Source organism: Desulfobulbus oralis (genome assembly GCF_002952055.1).
Lineage (GTDB): Bacteria > Desulfobacterota > Desulfobulbia > Desulfobulbales > Desulfobulbaceae > Desulfobulbus > Desulfobulbus oralis.
In genome coordinates this window covers 2,575,881-2,590,755 of the sequence record NZ_CP021255.1, presented here as the reverse complement: position 1 = coordinate 2,590,755, position 14,875 = coordinate 2,575,881, and the positions used below count along the sequence as shown (strand labels likewise).

Annotated in this window: 11 protein-coding genes; 8 read left to right on the top strand and 3 right to left on the bottom strand. The window is 60.6% G+C overall.

The window, feature by feature from the left end; all coding sequences use genetic code 11:
• Positions 1-13 precede the first annotated feature (13 nt).
• From CAY53_RS11585 to CAY53_RS11560, 6 genes are all read left to right on the top strand, one after another.
• Positions 14-640, top strand: coding sequence for a DUF4881 domain-containing protein (locus tag CAY53_RS11585; RefSeq protein ID WP_104937229.1), 627 nt, complete (start codon positions 14-16; stop codon positions 638-640).
• A 55-nt stretch (positions 641-695) separates the two neighbouring features.
• Positions 696-917 (top strand): hypothetical protein, encoded by a 222-nt coding sequence (locus CAY53_RS11580; protein WP_104937228.1) that lies wholly within the window; start codon positions 696-698, stop codon positions 915-917.
• A complete protein-coding gene (locus CAY53_RS11575) occupies positions 914-1,762 on the top strand; it encodes a hypothetical protein (RefSeq protein WP_104937227.1) in 849 nt (282 codons plus the stop codon). Before CAY53_RS11580 ends, CAY53_RS11575 begins: the two co-directional genes overlap by 4 nt.
• A gap of 83 nt (positions 1,763-1,845) precedes the next feature.
• Positions 1,846-3,537: a sensor histidine kinase gene (locus CAY53_RS11570; protein ID WP_104937226.1), complete on the top strand. Its 1,692-nt coding sequence runs from the start codon at positions 1,846-1,848 to the stop codon at positions 3,535-3,537.
• 8 nt (positions 3,538-3,545) lie between these two features.
• Positions 3,546-3,932, top strand: a complete 387-nt coding sequence (locus tag CAY53_RS11565) for a response regulator (protein ID WP_104937225.1) — start codon at positions 3,546-3,548, stop codon at positions 3,930-3,932.
• A gap of 61 nt (positions 3,933-3,993) precedes the next feature.
• The gene (locus CAY53_RS11560) at positions 3,994-6,624 is read left to right on the top strand and encodes a PEP/pyruvate-binding domain-containing protein (RefSeq protein ID WP_104937224.1); all 2,631 of its coding nucleotides are present in this window, start codon (positions 3,994-3,996) and stop codon (positions 6,622-6,624) included.
• Between the two features lie 258 nt (positions 6,625-6,882).
• Here CAY53_RS11560 and CAY53_RS11555 read toward each other — a convergent pair whose 3' ends face one another.
• The 3 genes from CAY53_RS11555 to CAY53_RS11545 all read right to left on the bottom strand — a co-directional run bounded on the left by CAY53_RS11555 (position 6,883) and on the right by CAY53_RS11545 (position 11,231).
• Positions 6,883-8,490 carry an NADP-dependent glyceraldehyde-3-phosphate dehydrogenase gene (locus tag CAY53_RS11555; protein ID WP_104937223.1) on the bottom strand — a complete coding sequence of 536 codons (1,608 nt, stop codon included), beginning with the start codon at positions 8,488-8,490 and terminating at the stop codon, positions 6,883-6,885.
• Positions 8,491-8,605: 115 nt separating this feature from the next.
• Positions 8,606-9,367 carry a nickel pincer cofactor biosynthesis protein LarB gene (larB, locus tag CAY53_RS11550; RefSeq protein ID WP_104937222.1) on the bottom strand — a complete coding sequence of 254 codons (762 nt, stop codon included), beginning with the start codon at positions 9,365-9,367 and terminating at the stop codon, positions 8,606-8,608.
• A gap of 589 nt (positions 9,368-9,956) precedes the next feature.
• A complete protein-coding gene (locus tag CAY53_RS11545) occupies positions 9,957-11,231 on the bottom strand; it encodes a transposase (protein WP_219842673.1) in 1,275 nt (424 codons plus the stop codon).
• 412 nt (positions 11,232-11,643) lie between these two features.
• On the opposite strand from CAY53_RS11545, the gene CAY53_RS11540 reads away from it, so the two are divergent.
• The gene (locus tag CAY53_RS11540) at positions 11,644-13,542 is read left to right on the top strand and encodes a LysM peptidoglycan-binding domain-containing protein (protein ID WP_104937221.1); all 1,899 of its coding nucleotides are present in this window, start codon (positions 11,644-11,646) and stop codon (positions 13,540-13,542) included.
• Between the two features lie 131 nt (positions 13,543-13,673).
• Positions 13,674-14,870 (top strand): TraB/GumN family protein, encoded by a 1,197-nt coding sequence (locus CAY53_RS11535; RefSeq protein WP_104937220.1) that lies wholly within the window; start codon positions 13,674-13,676, stop codon positions 14,868-14,870.
• Positions 14,871-14,875: the final 5 nt, after the last annotated feature.

The following is a 14,875-nucleotide window of genomic DNA, read 5'->3' as shown; positions in this document are numbered from 1 at the left end:
AAGGAGAATCCCCATGAACATGAAACCCGTACTGCTGATTGCCGCCGCTGCTCTCATGCTGGGCGTTGCAGGCTGCGACACTTCCAAATATGGTCAGGTGGAACAGGGCAAGGTCATTGCCTTTGACAAAGACGCCCAGATTGTGACCGTGGTGCACGACACCAACATTGACCCCAGCAACCCGAAATATGACAAGATGCCGCCTGTGGTCTTCAAGCTGCCCGCCAACCCCAAGGAAATCGGCCCGCTGCCCAAGGTCGGTCAGCGCCTGCAGCTGAACCTGGAGGAAAAGAAGCTGGAAATATATGATGCCCAGAAACAGACTCTGGTATATATCGACATCCCGGACGCCGATGTGCAGAAGGACATCGGCAAGGAACACGCGCTGGTGAAAGATCAGAGCTTCCCGAAGATTGACAGCGAAAAGGGCACGATCACAGTGTATTCCGGCCGTTTGAAGGCGCTCTGCACCTTCGGTATCCCGGCCGGCTACGAGAACTATCCGCCCGAAACCTGGACCACCGGCGACGAAGTGCGCATCTACTTCAAGCCCGAAAGCGGTCAGGCCGGAACCCGGGAATCCCCGTTCCAGGCACGGCGCTTCATGAATATCACTCAGACCAACATCTACAAGAAATAGAGCTATCCATCCCTGCGGGCGGGTTTCCGCCCGCAGGCCCACTTATGGGGGGCACATGTCGGAATATAAGTTTTCCTTCTTGCGCAGTCTTCTGACCGTGGGCATGAACCTCATGCTCCTGGCCTCGCTCTTTGTGGCCATGTACCGTGCCTCGCTCACGCCGGAAAATTTCAACATCACCTTCTTCAAAACAGTTTTTTCGCTTATCGCTGTCATCCTGACCCTTTTTCTGGGAGGCAGACGCCTCCTCAACCGTTATCGCCCGCCTGAGCCGTGAATGCCCGGTGCCGTAGAGTCCGCGGCTGGCAGACCCGGACGGGTTGGCTGGCCGCGCTCTGTTTCTGCCTCGCCTGCCTCGCACTGTTTGACCTGCTGAAGGGCGGCTTTCTGGGCAATCAGGGGATCATTACCCTGCTTCCGGGCAGCAGCTACGCCATCAGCGGCCCCTTGCCCCAGGGGGCCACAGGCATTGCGGACATGCGCATAGAAGGCGAGCCGGAAGACGCTTCGGTGCGTCTCGTGCCCAGGAAGGTTTTTTCCGGATTCTGGTTTGGCGGAGCCATGTGGCGCGGCTCTGTGGAGGTCGCCCCCACAGCCCGGGAGGCGCGGTATACGGTGACAGTTAAAGATCGCATCGGGGCGAAGCAGAATCCCGCGCTGGTCTTCACCATCCAGATCTGGCCCGATCAGAAGACCCGGGATGCCCATGCCCCTTCCTGGCTGACCCGGCAAACCGGGTACAAGCCCTCCTTTTTCGTTGCCGCTTTTGCACTCTGCGGTTTGATGGCCGGCGGGGTGACTTTTGTACTGGGGCGGTATTGGGCGCTGGTCCTGAGCGAGGCGGCATGCGCTGAAATCTACAGGCTGGAACACAGCGAGCAGGGACTCAGGCTCATGTGTGAACGGCCCGCCTGGCCAGATGTGCGTGTCGGTCAGGAGTGCCGCTTGTACCGGTACACCGGCGAAGCAGTGGGCCGCGCAACGGTGCTTGCCGTGCAGGCCAAAGATCTCGTGCTGGTTGCGGAACACGATGCCAGGGCAGGTTTGGGCGATGTCGTCTGTCTGGGCGAAAGGGCGGGAGAGCCAGGGCAGGGCGGCGGACAGGCGCCGCATCCGGGGTAGACAATCCCCGGTCTTTTACGGTATTATCCCGGCAGCCTGCAAGAGCAACAAAGACCTGTGCAGAATCAACCAGAGGACCTGCAATGGAAAGAAACTACACGAAAATCTGGTGGCAGCACTGCCTGGCCATTATTGGCTTTTCCGTCATTCCACTGCTGATCGTCAATATTGCCCTCTTCTTGCTCTTCAACCGGATTTACACGGACAAGGTTTCGGAGAATTTGCAGAACCGGGTCGAGGGCCGGCGTGATACTGTAGATCTGTTCCTGAATGAACGGGTTGCGCAGATCTATACCGTAGCGCAGACCAACAAGGTTCAGGATCTTGCCGACGAGGCCTATCTGAATCGGATCTTTTCGATCATGCACACCAAATCCGATTCTTATGTGGATATTGGCCTGATTGACAAAGAGGGCAATCATTTGGCCTATGTCGGGCCATATTATGAAGTTTTGAAGTCAGCCAACTATAAAAATGAAAAGTGGTTCAATGCCGTCATTGCTCACGGTATATTCATCAGCGACATCTTCATGGGGTATCGCAATTTTCCCCATTTTATCATTGCAGTATTGATTCAGACTAACAAAGAACCCTATATTCTCCGCCTGACCATCAATCTGGAAAATCTGGATGATATTGTTCAGAAAGCCTGGACCGGCACCCATAGCGATTCTTTTATCATTACCCGCAACAATCTCCTGCAGACCCTGCCCCGCTTTGGCGGCGAGTACCTCAGTAAGCCTGTTTTCGTCCATGATCCCAATAACAGGGCGGAGCCGGACCCCTATCCCGAATTCAGTTCAGTCGTCAAAACCCGGGTTGACCGGCGCACCATTGGCGGGCACGATGTGTTTCTCGCTGCCGCGCCGATCCGCAATACCAAGTGGATTCTGGTGATCAAGGAAGACCCGGACGAGATTCTTTCTCCGCTGGCCAAGGGCCGGGCATGGATGATTCTGTTTACCGCCCTGGGCCTGCTGGCGATCTGTACCGGAGCGGCCCTGTTCACCAATGTGCTTGTCAATCGTATGAAGCAGATGGACCGGGAGAACGCGAACCAGTCGGATATGCTGATGCAGGCCAACAAGATGATAGCCCTGAGCAAGATGGCGGCCGGTGTCGCCCATGAGGTCAACAATCCTTTGGCTTCCATTGCCGAAAATGCCGGATGGATGAAAGACCTTTTGCAGGAAGAGGAACTGGCCGCCAGTCCGAACTTTCAGGAGTTCAGCACTGCCATTGACAAGATCGAGCACCACGTTGTGCGGGCGCGCAAGGTCATTCAGAATTTGCTGGGTTTTGCCCGCAGAATGGAACCGGCCAAGGAGAAGATCAATATCAACAACCTGCTGGATGAAACCACGGGCTTTCTGGATAATGAAGCCCGCTATGTCAATATCAAAATAGAGAAGGCATATGCCGACGATGTGCCGGTCATTACCAGCGATCTTTCCCAGATTCAGCAGGTGGTGCTGAATCTGCTCAATAACGCCATTGATGCCATTGGCAAGGACGGTATCATTACCGTGGGTTCGCGTTATCTGGCCAAAAGCGGGCAGGTGGAACTCTGGGTGGCCGATACGGGCAAGGGCATGTCGGAAGCCGAGTTGAGCAAAATTTTCGATCCCTTCTTCACCACCAAGGCCATTGGCAAGGGAACCGGACTGGGCCTGTCGATTTCGTACAGCATTATCGAAAAGCTGGGCGGGACGATTCGGGTGCAAAGTGCTGTCGGCAAGGGCACGACCTTTACCATCACCTTGCCCAAAAACTGAGGTCTGCCATGGAAAAGGCCATTCGGGTGCTTGTCGTTGATGACGAAGACGACTTCCGGGAAACGGTCGTCAAACGACTCAATGCCCGCAAACTCCAGGCGGCAGGCGTCGAGAGCGGAACCCGCGCCCTGGAAGTGCTGCAGGCACAGGAATTCGATGTCGTGGTGCTGGATGTCAAAATGCCCGGTTTGGACGGCATCGAGACCCTGCGTCTCATGAAGCAGAGGTCGTCCAGTCCGGAAGTCATCATGCTGACCGGCCATGCTGCCGTGGAGTTCGGCCTGAAGGGCATGCAACTGGGCGCCTTTGACTACATCATGAAGCCAGCCCCCATCAACGAGTTGCTGAACACCATCGGCCAGGCCTATCGCAAGAAAAGCGGCGCCCCGACCTGAGTGCCGTGCGGCCGATTGTTCCGTCTGCAGCCCCACTCCTCCTCCATAGGTCCTGTCGTCTATGTCCACCATTCTTGGCAATCTGAAAAGTCTGTTCCTGTCTCTGCGCAACCGGCGCAGCCAGGATTCCGTCGAGGGCAACCCGGCCACAAGCATGAACGAGCAGTTCCGCTTTCGCTACGCCCTGTTCAAGGATCTCCTGAATGCCAACACCGAACTGCTCAACATTCTGGCCGACATCGACCTCAAGCTCAAGGGCGAGCAGGTCTTTGGCTTTCCCTATCTCAAGAACCAGATGGACAAGGCCATGCGGCAGGCCTTTGTGATGGTGAAAAGCCTGGATGTCATGTCCGGCTCCAGGTACCGGGCACTGTATACGGCCTTGGAGCAGATCAACGAAAGCATCAAGGCCATCATGGCCGAGCACCAGGCCGTGCAGGCGCCGGCCAACGTGGTGCCCTATGCGCAGATCACCCTCAGGGATGCCGACTGGGCTGGCGGCAAGAATGCCAACCTGGGTGAAATCAGGAACAGGCTGGGCATTCCGGTACCGCGCGGCTTTGCCATCACCACCAGGGCCTTCCAAACCTTTTTTGACTACAACGGGCTGGATGAGGCTATCGCCGGCCGGAAAAACGTGGTGTACGCGAACGAGCTCGAGCACCTGAACCGCTTCAGTGCGGAGGCTGGCCAGCTCATCCGCTCCAAACCCATGCCGCCCGAGTTGACGCGGGAATTTGCGGCCTGCTGTCAGGAGATCTGGGGCGATGAGCAGGACTGCCTCCTGGCCATGCGGAGCAGCGCCGTGGGCGAGGATGGGGAGCTGTCCTACGCCGGCCAGTATCTCACCGTGCTGGGCGTGCGCTTTTCGGAACTGGGCGAGGCCTACAAGCAGGTGATTGCGAGTCTGTACTCCACCCGTTCACTGGTCTACCGCAGCGCCAAGGGCGTGCTGGACGAGCATCTGGCCATGGCCGTGGCCTGCCTCGAAATGGTGGATTCCCTGGCCAGCGGCGTGCTCTACACGCGGCATCCCTACAACATCGTGGATGAGAATATTCTGATCAACGCGGTGTGGGGCCTTGGTCCCTATGCGGTGGACGGCGTCATCATTCCCGATTCCTATTCGGTCAGCAAGGGCGAGCCGCCGCTCATTCTGGAGAAAACCGTCACCAGCAAGACGGTGCAACTGAAACTCAAGGCCGGGGGCGGCACCGAGGAGCGACCGGTGCCCGCAGGCGAGCAGGACCAGCCCTGCCTGAGCGATGCGCAGATCCTCGAACTCGCCGCCTACGGGCAGGCGCTGGAGGAACACTACCAGTGCCCGCAGGATGTGGAATGGGCGCTGACAGGGCAGGGCGAACTCCTGATTTTGCAGTCGCGGCCGCTCAGAATCGAAAACGCCAGGCATTTTGGCCAGTTGGGAGCAGCGCCCCTGCCGGGCCGCGAACTGCTGCTCGACGGTTGCGACATTGCCTCGCAGGGCGTGGGTGCAGGACCGGCGGTGCTGGTCAATGCTCTGGACGATCTGGAGAACTTTCCGGAAAAGGGCGTACTCATCGCCCACCATTCGTCGCCGGAATTTGTGGCGGTCATGCGGACTTGCAGCGCCATTGTGGTGGAGGCCGGCAGCGTCAGCGGGCACATGGCGGCTCTGGCCAGGGAATTCGACGTGCCCACCCTGATCAGCCCGGAGCCGGTCATGAGCCGCATTGCGGCGGGTACCGTCGTTACGGTGGACGCCTATGCGGGCCGGGTATATGGCGGGCTGGTGCAGGAACTCCTCAATGCCGGCGCCAAAACCAAAACGACCCACATCATCGGCACGCCGGTGCACGAACAACTGCAGCGCATCGCCAAACATGTTGTGCCCCTGAATCTCACCAATCCTTTATCTCCGGAGTTCACTCCGGAGCACTGCAAGACCTTGCATGACCTCGCCCGTTTCTGCCACGAGCTGTCCTATCAGGAAATGTTTCGGATCAGCGATATGGCCTCGAAGCTGCACGGCTGGTCGTATCGCCTCGACGCCACCCTGCCCATGGACATTCACCTGATCGATCTGGGCGGCGGCCTGTCCAGCGTGGTGCAGGACAACTGGCAGTCGGTGAAGCTGGAGCACATCGATTCGGCGCCTGGCCGCGCCCTGTTCACCGGCATGCTCAACCGGGATGTGCACAACCTGGAGCCCCGGCCGGTCAATTTCCGTGGCTTCATGTCGGTCATGATGCAGCAGGGTCTGGAAGCCGGCCATGTGGGCGAGCGCTTCGGCGACCGCAGCTATGTCATTATCGCGGACAAGTACCTCAACTTCAGCTCCCGTGTGGGCTACCACTACAGTGTGGTGGATGTCTACTGCGGGGAGACGGTCAACAAGAACTACATCACCTTTACCTTCAAGGGCGGGGCTGCGGATTCGGTGCGGAAAAACCGGCGGGTGCGGGCCATTGCCCTGATTCTGGAGCGCCAGGGCTTCAAGGTCGATGTCAAGTCCGACCGGGTGCATGCCCGCCTCCAGAAGTATCCCAGGGCCTACATTATGGAGCGGGTGGACATGCTGGGGCGGCTGCTCATCTTTACCCGCCAGCTCGACATGCTGATGACCAGCGAGCGGAGCATCCAGTGGGCAGCCGAAAATTTTATCGCGGGTAATTACAAACTCGAAGCCATGTCCGAACAGACACCGGATTGAAGGAGGGCAGGGTGTTTGGCCTTTTTTATACCTTTCTGATCATCGTGGGTTCTCTGCTTATCGGCGCGGTGCTTGGCAACCGGCTCCGCCGCCTGCGCGACCGGAAAAAGCGGCAGGGTCAATAGAGCGTGGACGCCACAGGCGCTGCCGGCAGTCTGCATGAAACGGCTGCCGGCAGGCGCGGTACCTCCTGGGTGCCGGGCGGCAGGGCAGCGTTTAAGCCTGCGCCTCTCTCCGGCGGGCAAAAGGCCCCCGGGCCTAGAGAATAAAATCCGTGGACAGGAAGGTGGATTCCCGTCCGCGGACGATACGGGAGAGGATTTCCCGGTTGGCCTCCGTGCCCTTGGCAGCCACCAGGGTGCGGATGCTGAAGACCCTGAGTGCATCGGAGACCGAGAGCGTGCCTTCCGCCGAATCCTTGCGACCGGTAAACGGAAACGAATCCGGCCCCCGCTGGCACTGGCTGTTCAGGTTCACCCGGCAGACCTGATTGGTCAGGCGGTCGATCAGCCCGGCCAGTTGTCTGGGATCGCGGCCAAAGATGCTGAGCTGCTGACCGTAGTCCGAGGCCACCACATAGTCCAGCGGTTCCTCCAGGTCGTCGAAGACCGCAACCGGCACCAGGGGCCCGAACTGCTCCACGCGGTACAACTGCATTGCATCGTTCACCGGATACAGCACCGCGGGTCGCAGCAAAGTGCCGGCCACCTCGCCGCCGCCCGCATTCATCACCCTGGCCCCATGGGCTTTGGCATCCTCGATCAGTTCGGTGAGCCAGCCGCATTTGTCGGGCTCCGGCAGCGGCGTAATCTGCACGCCCTCATCCCAGGGCATGCCAGGCTTCAGGCTGTTTACCGCAGTGCAGAGTCTGCCGACAAAAAGGTCTGCAATGCTCCTGTGCACAAAGAGCATCTTGAGCGCAGTGCAGCGCTGGCCATTGAAGGACAGCGCCCCCTGCACACATTCCCTGACCGTGGCCTCCAGATCCGCGTCCGGCAGCACGATGGCCGGATTTTTCGCCTCCAGTCCCAGCGCACAGCGCAGCCGGTGCGGTTTCGGATGCTGCTTTTTGATGGCGTCCGCGGCCTTGCTGCTGCCGATAAAAGCCAACACATCCACCCGCCCCGAGGCCATGAGCGGGCCGACGACCTGCCGGCCGCTGCCGTAGACCGTGTTGACCACCCCTGCCGGGAAGCAGCTTTGGAACAGCTCCAGAAGGGGCCGGTGCAGCAGAACACCCAGTTTCGGCGGCTTGAAAACCACGGTGTTGCCCATGATGAGCGCCGGAATCAGGGTGGTAAAGGTCTCGTTCAGAGGATAGTTGAAGGGCCCCATGCAGAGCACCACGCCCAGGGGGGCACGGCGGATCTGGCCCACCACGCCTTCCTCGATCACAAAGCGGGAGGACAGGCGGTCCAGGTTTTTCAGCGCATCGATGGTCGCCACGATGTAGTCCACCGTGCGGTCGAATTCCTTGCCCGCATCCTCTAGGCTTTTGCCGATTTCCCACATGATGAGCCGCACGATTTCCTCCCGCCGCTCCTTCATGCCCGCGGCAAATCCGGCCATGCAGCGGATCCGTTCCTCCACGCCGCAGGTCGGCCAGGAACCACGGCCGTGGTCATAGGCCCGGGCCGCGGCGTCCAGAGCTGCCAATGCCTCCTCTTCGCCTTGCAGCGGATAGCGGCCGATAACCGTGGGCTGCCCCTGCACGCCGATGGGTGAGAGAACCTCCTGAAAGGGGCCGTTCCAGTTGCGCAGCTTGCCAGCCACCAGATACTCTCGCTGCTCCACTAGGTCCGGCAGCCGATACGCCGCCGGCACGGCTTCCGGCCCGGCCGGGAAAAGCTTGTTCATGTCGTCCATGCTTTGCTCCTTGCTGGATTTGTGTTGAAGGCCCGGCCATTGCTGTCGGCACGACCGGACTGCTGCAATGCGGCCGGATTTTTTTGCCTTTTCGCGGCACTGGGCAGCGGCCGGGTTAGCGCCGCTTTGCCGGCCGGTTGATGGCGGCTGCCATGCAGGCCGCCCCGAAGCCGTTGTCGATGTTCACGACCGCAAGTCCCGGTGCGCAACTGTTGAGCATGCCCAGAAGCGCGGCAGCGCCGCCTGCGCCTGCGCCATAGCCCACGCTGGTCGGCACGGCGATGACCGGGGCCGGCGTGAGACCTGCCACCACCGAAGGCAGCGCGCCTTCCATCCCCGCTATCACGATGACCACCCGGCTTTCCTGCAGGAGATCCGCCTGGGCCAGAATGCGGTGGATGCCCGCCACGCCGGCGTCATACACGCACTGCGTCTCGTGGCCGAACAGACTCAGTGTCACCCGCGCCTCCTCGGCCACCGGAATGTCCGAGGTGCCGGCGGTGACGATGGTAATAAGGCCCTCGCCCGCTGCTTTGACGTACTGCTCATTGCCGCTCAGGATGCGGGCCTCCGCGTGGTACGAGAGCCCGCTGAGCTCGCGACAGACCGCCTCCGCCTTTTCTGGGGCGACTCTCGTGGCCAGCGCCACATCCTGTTGTGCCAGCATGGCGCGCAGGATGCGCACCAGTTGGGCTACGGTCTTGGATGCGCCCAATACCGCCTCGGGCAGGCCGGTACGCAGGCGGCGGTGATGGTCCAGCCGGACGCCGTCCAGTTCCTGCACCGGCAAAAGGCGCAGCCGCGCCAGGGCCTCATCGGGGCTGAGCGCGCCAGCCCGTACCTGGGTCAGCAGGGTCAGCAGGGATGCCTCGTTCATGTTGTTCTCCTCTGTCAGGGCTCCCCGGCACTGTACTACAGGCTGCCGGTTTACGAAACGGGCCGGCCCGGTGCGCTGTGCCTCCCTGGCAAGGCGAGGCAGGCGATGACGACACAGGAATTTTCCGGCCCTTGTCCAGTTTTTCCTGGAATCCGCAAGCTGCGGCGCGGCCCGCAGGACTTGACGCGAGGCCACGCATGGGATCCCTCGGCAAAGCGCGACCGAGACTCAGACCCAGGCGAAGTGCAGGGCACTTCCTGCTGGCATCTGCCGTGCTGTTGCTGCCTTGTACCCGCCACTGGCTTCACACCCGGGGCGCGAGCTGGCCCCTGGGAGGGCTCTCCTGCGGAGGCGGCGGCAGACAGGAGGCGCCCACGGGAGGATTTGCGGGAACTGGCCGATGGGCTTCGAGAAGTCGGAACAGCGGACCTGCTCCAGCAGCCCGTTAAAGAAAGGTTAATTTTTCGAAGGGGACACAAAGTTGGCGATTGTGCCTCTGCGTGTCAGTTGTGCCATCTCGAAATGACCATCATGGCACAATCCGGAGCATCAGCCGTATTCGGCAGCCAAATGACCAATATAAGCAGGTTCAGGTTGCCGATTCGGGCAAAAAGCAGTGCTGCAGGGGCATCGGCCCAGCCCTGGGGCTGCCAAAACCAAACAGGGCCCGCAACAGAATCCCCAAATTGAACCCCGCAACATGAATAATGTAGCGCTTCTCCACATTGGCCAGCCCGCGAAGATGCACCCGCCGCATGCCGCCCCGCTCAAGACAGTGGGCAAAGCTGCGCTCCACCCACTCGCCCCGCGCCCGCAAAAGCGCCTTGCCCTTTTCGAATTTCAGCCGGCCACGGTTCCCGTACACCGCATCCCGGGCATCCATGTCGCCTTTCCAGCGCAATCGCCCCTTGTGCGCCGCTTCAATGATCTGGCTTGTGCAGGAATCCGGCAAATCCTTCAGCACGTTCCGGCTGTGATAGCCCTTGTCCGCCACCAGAGCAAAGGGCTCGTCAATGCCGGGCGCTCCTTCCTTGTCCCTGACCGCGCACAGCTTGGCCTGGGCGTCGTCAAGTGTGGTGGCAAGCGTTGTGGTATCGCCCTGATCCGCAGGGTGTATCACCGCAGAAACTACCGCCCCGGATTCCAGATCAACCACATGCTCAGGTCTGTACGCCATGTGGGTGCGGCCATCCTTGAGTTTGGCTATGCGCGCATCCTCATCGGTGCTCGATTGCCAGTCCTTGTTGGAGGTCTTTCTGCCCTGGCGCTTGCGGTCAAAGGCGATCAACTCCGCCCTGGTTGGCGTCCTGATGCCGCTCTCTTCAGCCAGGCGTTCAAGCATTTCCTGATACGTTTCACCCGTATCCCGACGGACAATGCTCTTCATGGCAGCATTCGCCTCCATGCTAGAGGCGTCGATCCCCAGGTATTTCCCGTTGAGCAGCTTGGCCTGCTCCAAAATCCGCAGCACAAAGACAAACATTTCGTGATGCACTTCCAGCGGCAGACGCCCCCGGATGCGGCACAGGGAGGAGTGATCAGGCACGGATTCGGTGGGGCCGAGCCCGAGGAATTCGCGCAGAGAAAGGGAATCGCTACAGCGCCAGCAGATGCCGCGTTCAGAGTCGATGCCCTCGAAGTAGCCGATCAAAAGCATGCGGAAATAGCGGCCCGGCGGGATGGACCGGCGGCCGAGCTTTTCGGCGTAAAAGGGCGCACAGAGCTGTTCGAGGAAGGCGTCAAATGCTTTCTGGTGCAGGAGCTTCTGCAGCCGCTCGTAAAAGACATGCCCCTGACTCTGGGGCAGCTGATCATAGGTCAGCCACATGCTCTTCTGCTCTGCCTGCCTCCGACCAGGACTCATACTGCCTCCTCGACAAAGTTTGATCGCCTGTGCATCATTATGCCTTGCCTGAAGACTTTTTCAACGGGCTGATAAGCCAGGGGACACGAAAAACTGGGGCCCTTCCGGCAAGCCCGGCGTTGCCTCGTTCCACAATTACGCTGATCGCGCCGAGTTGGGAAGCGTGAACAGCCCTGTGCGTACAGAGCACGCCAGGCACGGCCGGCAGGGCGGCTGCGTACAGGCTCCGAAATCAGACCCTCCTGAAAAAGCTCCCGCCGAGTCTCTTTCAGCCGCTTTTTCTTGCATTTCCCTCTGCTGATATGATACAAATGTTCAGTTTACCGCCATGTTGCTGTCATTATCCTGATTGTTTATAAACAAGTGTAATTATTTTAACACGTTATACAATATCATCAGCAAGCTGCTTCCCATGAGACTTTCGCGAAGAAATCTGTGCTGCACAGCTGTGCTCTGCTCGTTTTTTCTTCTGACCTCCTGCTCCTCCCATCACAAAACGGCAGGCCAGCCCAGCCCGCTGCAGGGGGAAGCATTCAAGCACAGCAAGGCCTATGCCCTGCCCGCCGACGATGAGGAAGAGGTCGAATCCACCCTGTCCGAACCAGAAGAAAGCGCGGGTGAGGAAATCGCCGAACTCGACCGTCTGGGCGCCTGGCAAAGTGTCGGCGAGCCCGGCTCCGGCACGGCCATCCCAAGCGGCTACGTCCTGTCTGATTATGATTTTCCCGTGCTGGTCAACCGGCAGGTCAGTTATTACCTGGACCTGTTTCAGGGCCGGCAGCACGACATGTTCGCCCGCTGGCTGGCCCGCTCCGCCCGCTATATGCCGGTGATTGAAAAGGAACTGAGCGCGGCGGGTTTGCCCCGGGAACTGGCCTACCTCGCCATGATCGAATCGGGCTGCAACCCCTCCGCCGTCTCCCGAGCCGGAGCCGGAGGTCTGTGGCAGTTTATGCCAGCCACGGGCCGGCGCTACAATCTGGCTATCAACTCCTGGGTGGATGAGCGCCGGGAGCCGGCCAAGGCCACCAGGGCGGCGGTGCGTTACCTGGACAAGCTCTACCGTCAGTTTGGCGACTGGCACCTGGCCGTGGCAGCCTACAACACCGGGGAAGGCAAGGTCGAGCAGGCGATTCGGGATGGCGGTACCAACAATTTCTGGGAACTCGCAGCCACGGATGCGCTGTACGCCGAAACCAAACGCTACGTGCCGAAACTCATTGCCGCCATCATCATTGCCCGCAACCCCACGGCCTACGGCTTTGACGACATCGATTACGAAGCGTCTCCCAGCTACGAGGTGGTCCATGTGCCCGGCAACACCAGCCTGGGCGCGGTGGCCGAGACGACCGGCGCCCCGCTTCGGCACCTGCGCGCTCTGAACAACGAGCTGCTGCGGAGCCAGACTCCGCCCCGGCAGAAATATGCGCTTAGGGTGCCCGTAGGCAGCAGCAAGGTTGTGCTGGCCAATATAGACAGGCTGCAGCGCCGTCCGGCCCCGGCATCCGCCCCGCGTCACGCGGCTGCTTACGCCACCCATGTTGTCAAAAAAGGCGAGACATTGAACGCCATCAGCCGGCAGTACAAGATTCGCATGACCGAGCTGTTGCAGGCGAACCGGCTGCGGGTCTCCAGCCTGCAGGTTGGCCAGCGTCTGCAGATTCCAGTGGCGGCGAGCAGCGTGCTCCTGGCCAAAAACAAGAGGCAGGCGGGTCCGGCCAGGGTGGCCGGCATCCGCCCGGGCGCCCGGCAGAGCTATCATGTGAAAAAGGGCGACACCCTGCACGCCATTGCCAGCAGGCACGGGGTCAGCGTCGAACAGCTCAGAAAATGGAACGGGCTCGGTCAGAAGAACGATCTTCGGATTGGCCAGCAACTCGCCCTGTACAAGGGGCAGGGCGCCGCCCCGGCGGCCAGAGGCGTCACACTCGCCCTGACCAGTGCAGCCAAAACCAGCGCCGCTCCTGCAAAGCCTGTGGCCGTGCAGGGTTGGGCCAAAGCCGCGGCGACTCAGCTGGCTAGCAAGATCCAAACGCAGCAAGGCCCCGAGACGACAAAGGCCCTGGTGAGCCAGCACAAGACAGCCGGCAAACAGGCAGTCGCCGTTACCGTGGCCAGCAAAACCGCGGTCAAGCAGCCGGTCGCCGGCAAGAAAGCGGCGCCCAAATCCTGGTATGTGGTGCAGAAGGGCGACTCCATGCAGGCCATTGCCCGCAAGAGCGGCATCAGCGTGGAGCAGCTCAAAAAGTGGAACAAGCTGTCTTCCAGCAAGATCGAGGTGGGCAACCGTCTGCTGGTCAGAAAGAGCTGAGCCGGACTCCTGTCCGTTTTGGCAGTCTTGAATTTTTTTCAACTGCCGTGACCACCCGGGCCACGGCAGTTTGCCTTTTCTCCCGAAGCTCTGATGCCCGGCGTCCTTTCCCGCTTTTCCATACAGCAGCCATGACACAGCCCCCTTTTCCGTCCCGGCAATACGGCGATGATGTCCGTGTCGTCGCCATTCCGGGCAAAAGCGTTTTACTGGTCGGCACGGCCCATCTGTCCAGACAGTCCCGGGAACTGGTCGAGCAGGTCATTGCCACAGAGCGGCCGGACTGTGTCTGCGTCGAGCTCGATCAGCACCGCTATCAGGCACTGGCCAACCGCCAGGCCTGGGAAAAGCTGGATCTGAAGCAGCTCATTCGCAGCAAACAGCTCTGCACCCTTCTGGCCAACCTGATTCTCGCCTCGTACCAAAAGCGGCTGGGCGACCAGACCGGCATGTCGCCCGGAGCAGAGCTCTTGCAGGCCACGCAAAGCGCCAAAGCCCTGGACATTCCCCTGGTGCTCTGCGACCGCGACGTGCGCATCACCCTGCGCCGGGCCTGGCACAACACGCCATGGCTCAAAAAGGGCTACCTGCTGGCCGCGCTCATCGCCTCGTTCTTTGAAAAAACCGAGCTGGACGAGGACAAGCTGGCCGCCATGCGCAGGCAGGATGTCATGGCCGGGCTGATGGCCGAGCTGGGCGAGGCCCTGCCCCAGGCCAAAAGGGTATTGATCGACGAGCGGGACATCTACATGTCCGAGCAGATCCGGCAGGCACAGGGCAGCCGCATCGTGGCGGTGGTGGGCGCCGGCCATCTGGATGGACTCTGCCGCCAAATGGCCAGAGACAACAGCGCGGCCATCCCGGAAATGACCACGGTTCTGCCGGTCTCCAGGGGCTGGAAAGTGGCGGCCTGGATGATTCCCCTGCTCATTCTGGCGGCGCTGGCGGCAACCGGCTTCCGTCACGGCGCCGGGCAATTCGAGGCCAACGCGCTCTACTGGATTCTGGTCAACAGCATTCCGGCAGCCATTGGCGCGGCCCTGGCCTGGGCACACCCCGTCACCGTGGCCGCGGCCTTCTGCGGCGCCCCCTTCACCAGCCTGACGCCCCTGATTGGCGTGGGCTATGTCTGCGCCTTTGCCCAGGTCATGTGCCGCCCGCCCATTGTCCGGGAATTCGAGCGGATCCACCAGGACATCTGCACCGTCATGGGCTGGTGGCGCAACCGGCTGCTCCGCATTTTTCTGGTCTTCTTCTTCAGTACCCTGGGTTCTGCACTGGGCACCTTTGTAGGCGGCTACCGTATCTTTACCAGCCTCTTCGGCTGATTCGG

Coding starts and splice junctions, on each gene's coding strand:
- CAY53_RS11570 (WP_104937226.1), top strand. CDS start 1,846: ATGGAAAGAAACTACACGAAAATCTGGTGGCAGCACTGCCTGGCCATT.
- CAY53_RS11540 (WP_104937221.1), top strand. CDS start 11,644: ATGAGACTTTCGCGAAGAAATCTGTGCTGCACAGCTGTGCTCTGCTCG.
- CAY53_RS11535 (WP_104937220.1), top strand. CDS start 13,674: ATGACACAGCCCCCTTTTCCGTCCCGGCAATACGGCGATGATGTCCGT.
- CAY53_RS11565 (WP_104937225.1), top strand. CDS start 3,546: ATGGAAAAGGCCATTCGGGTGCTTGTCGTTGATGACGAAGACGACTTC.
- CAY53_RS11580 (WP_104937228.1), top strand. CDS start 696: ATGTCGGAATATAAGTTTTCCTTCTTGCGCAGTCTTCTGACCGTGGGC.
- CAY53_RS11560 (WP_104937224.1), top strand. CDS start 3,994: ATGTCCACCATTCTTGGCAATCTGAAAAGTCTGTTCCTGTCTCTGCGC.
- CAY53_RS11555 (WP_104937223.1), bottom strand. CDS start 8,490: ATGGACGACATGAACAAGCTTTTCCCGGCCGGGCCGGAAGCCGTGCCG.
- CAY53_RS11545 (WP_219842673.1), bottom strand. CDS start 11,231: ATGAGTCCTGGTCGGAGGCAGGCAGAGCAGAAGAGCATGTGGCTGACC.
- CAY53_RS11585 (WP_104937229.1), top strand. CDS start 14: ATGAACATGAAACCCGTACTGCTGATTGCCGCCGCTGCTCTCATGCTG.
- larB (WP_104937222.1), bottom strand. CDS start 9,367: ATGAACGAGGCATCCCTGCTGACCCTGCTGACCCAGGTACGGGCTGGC.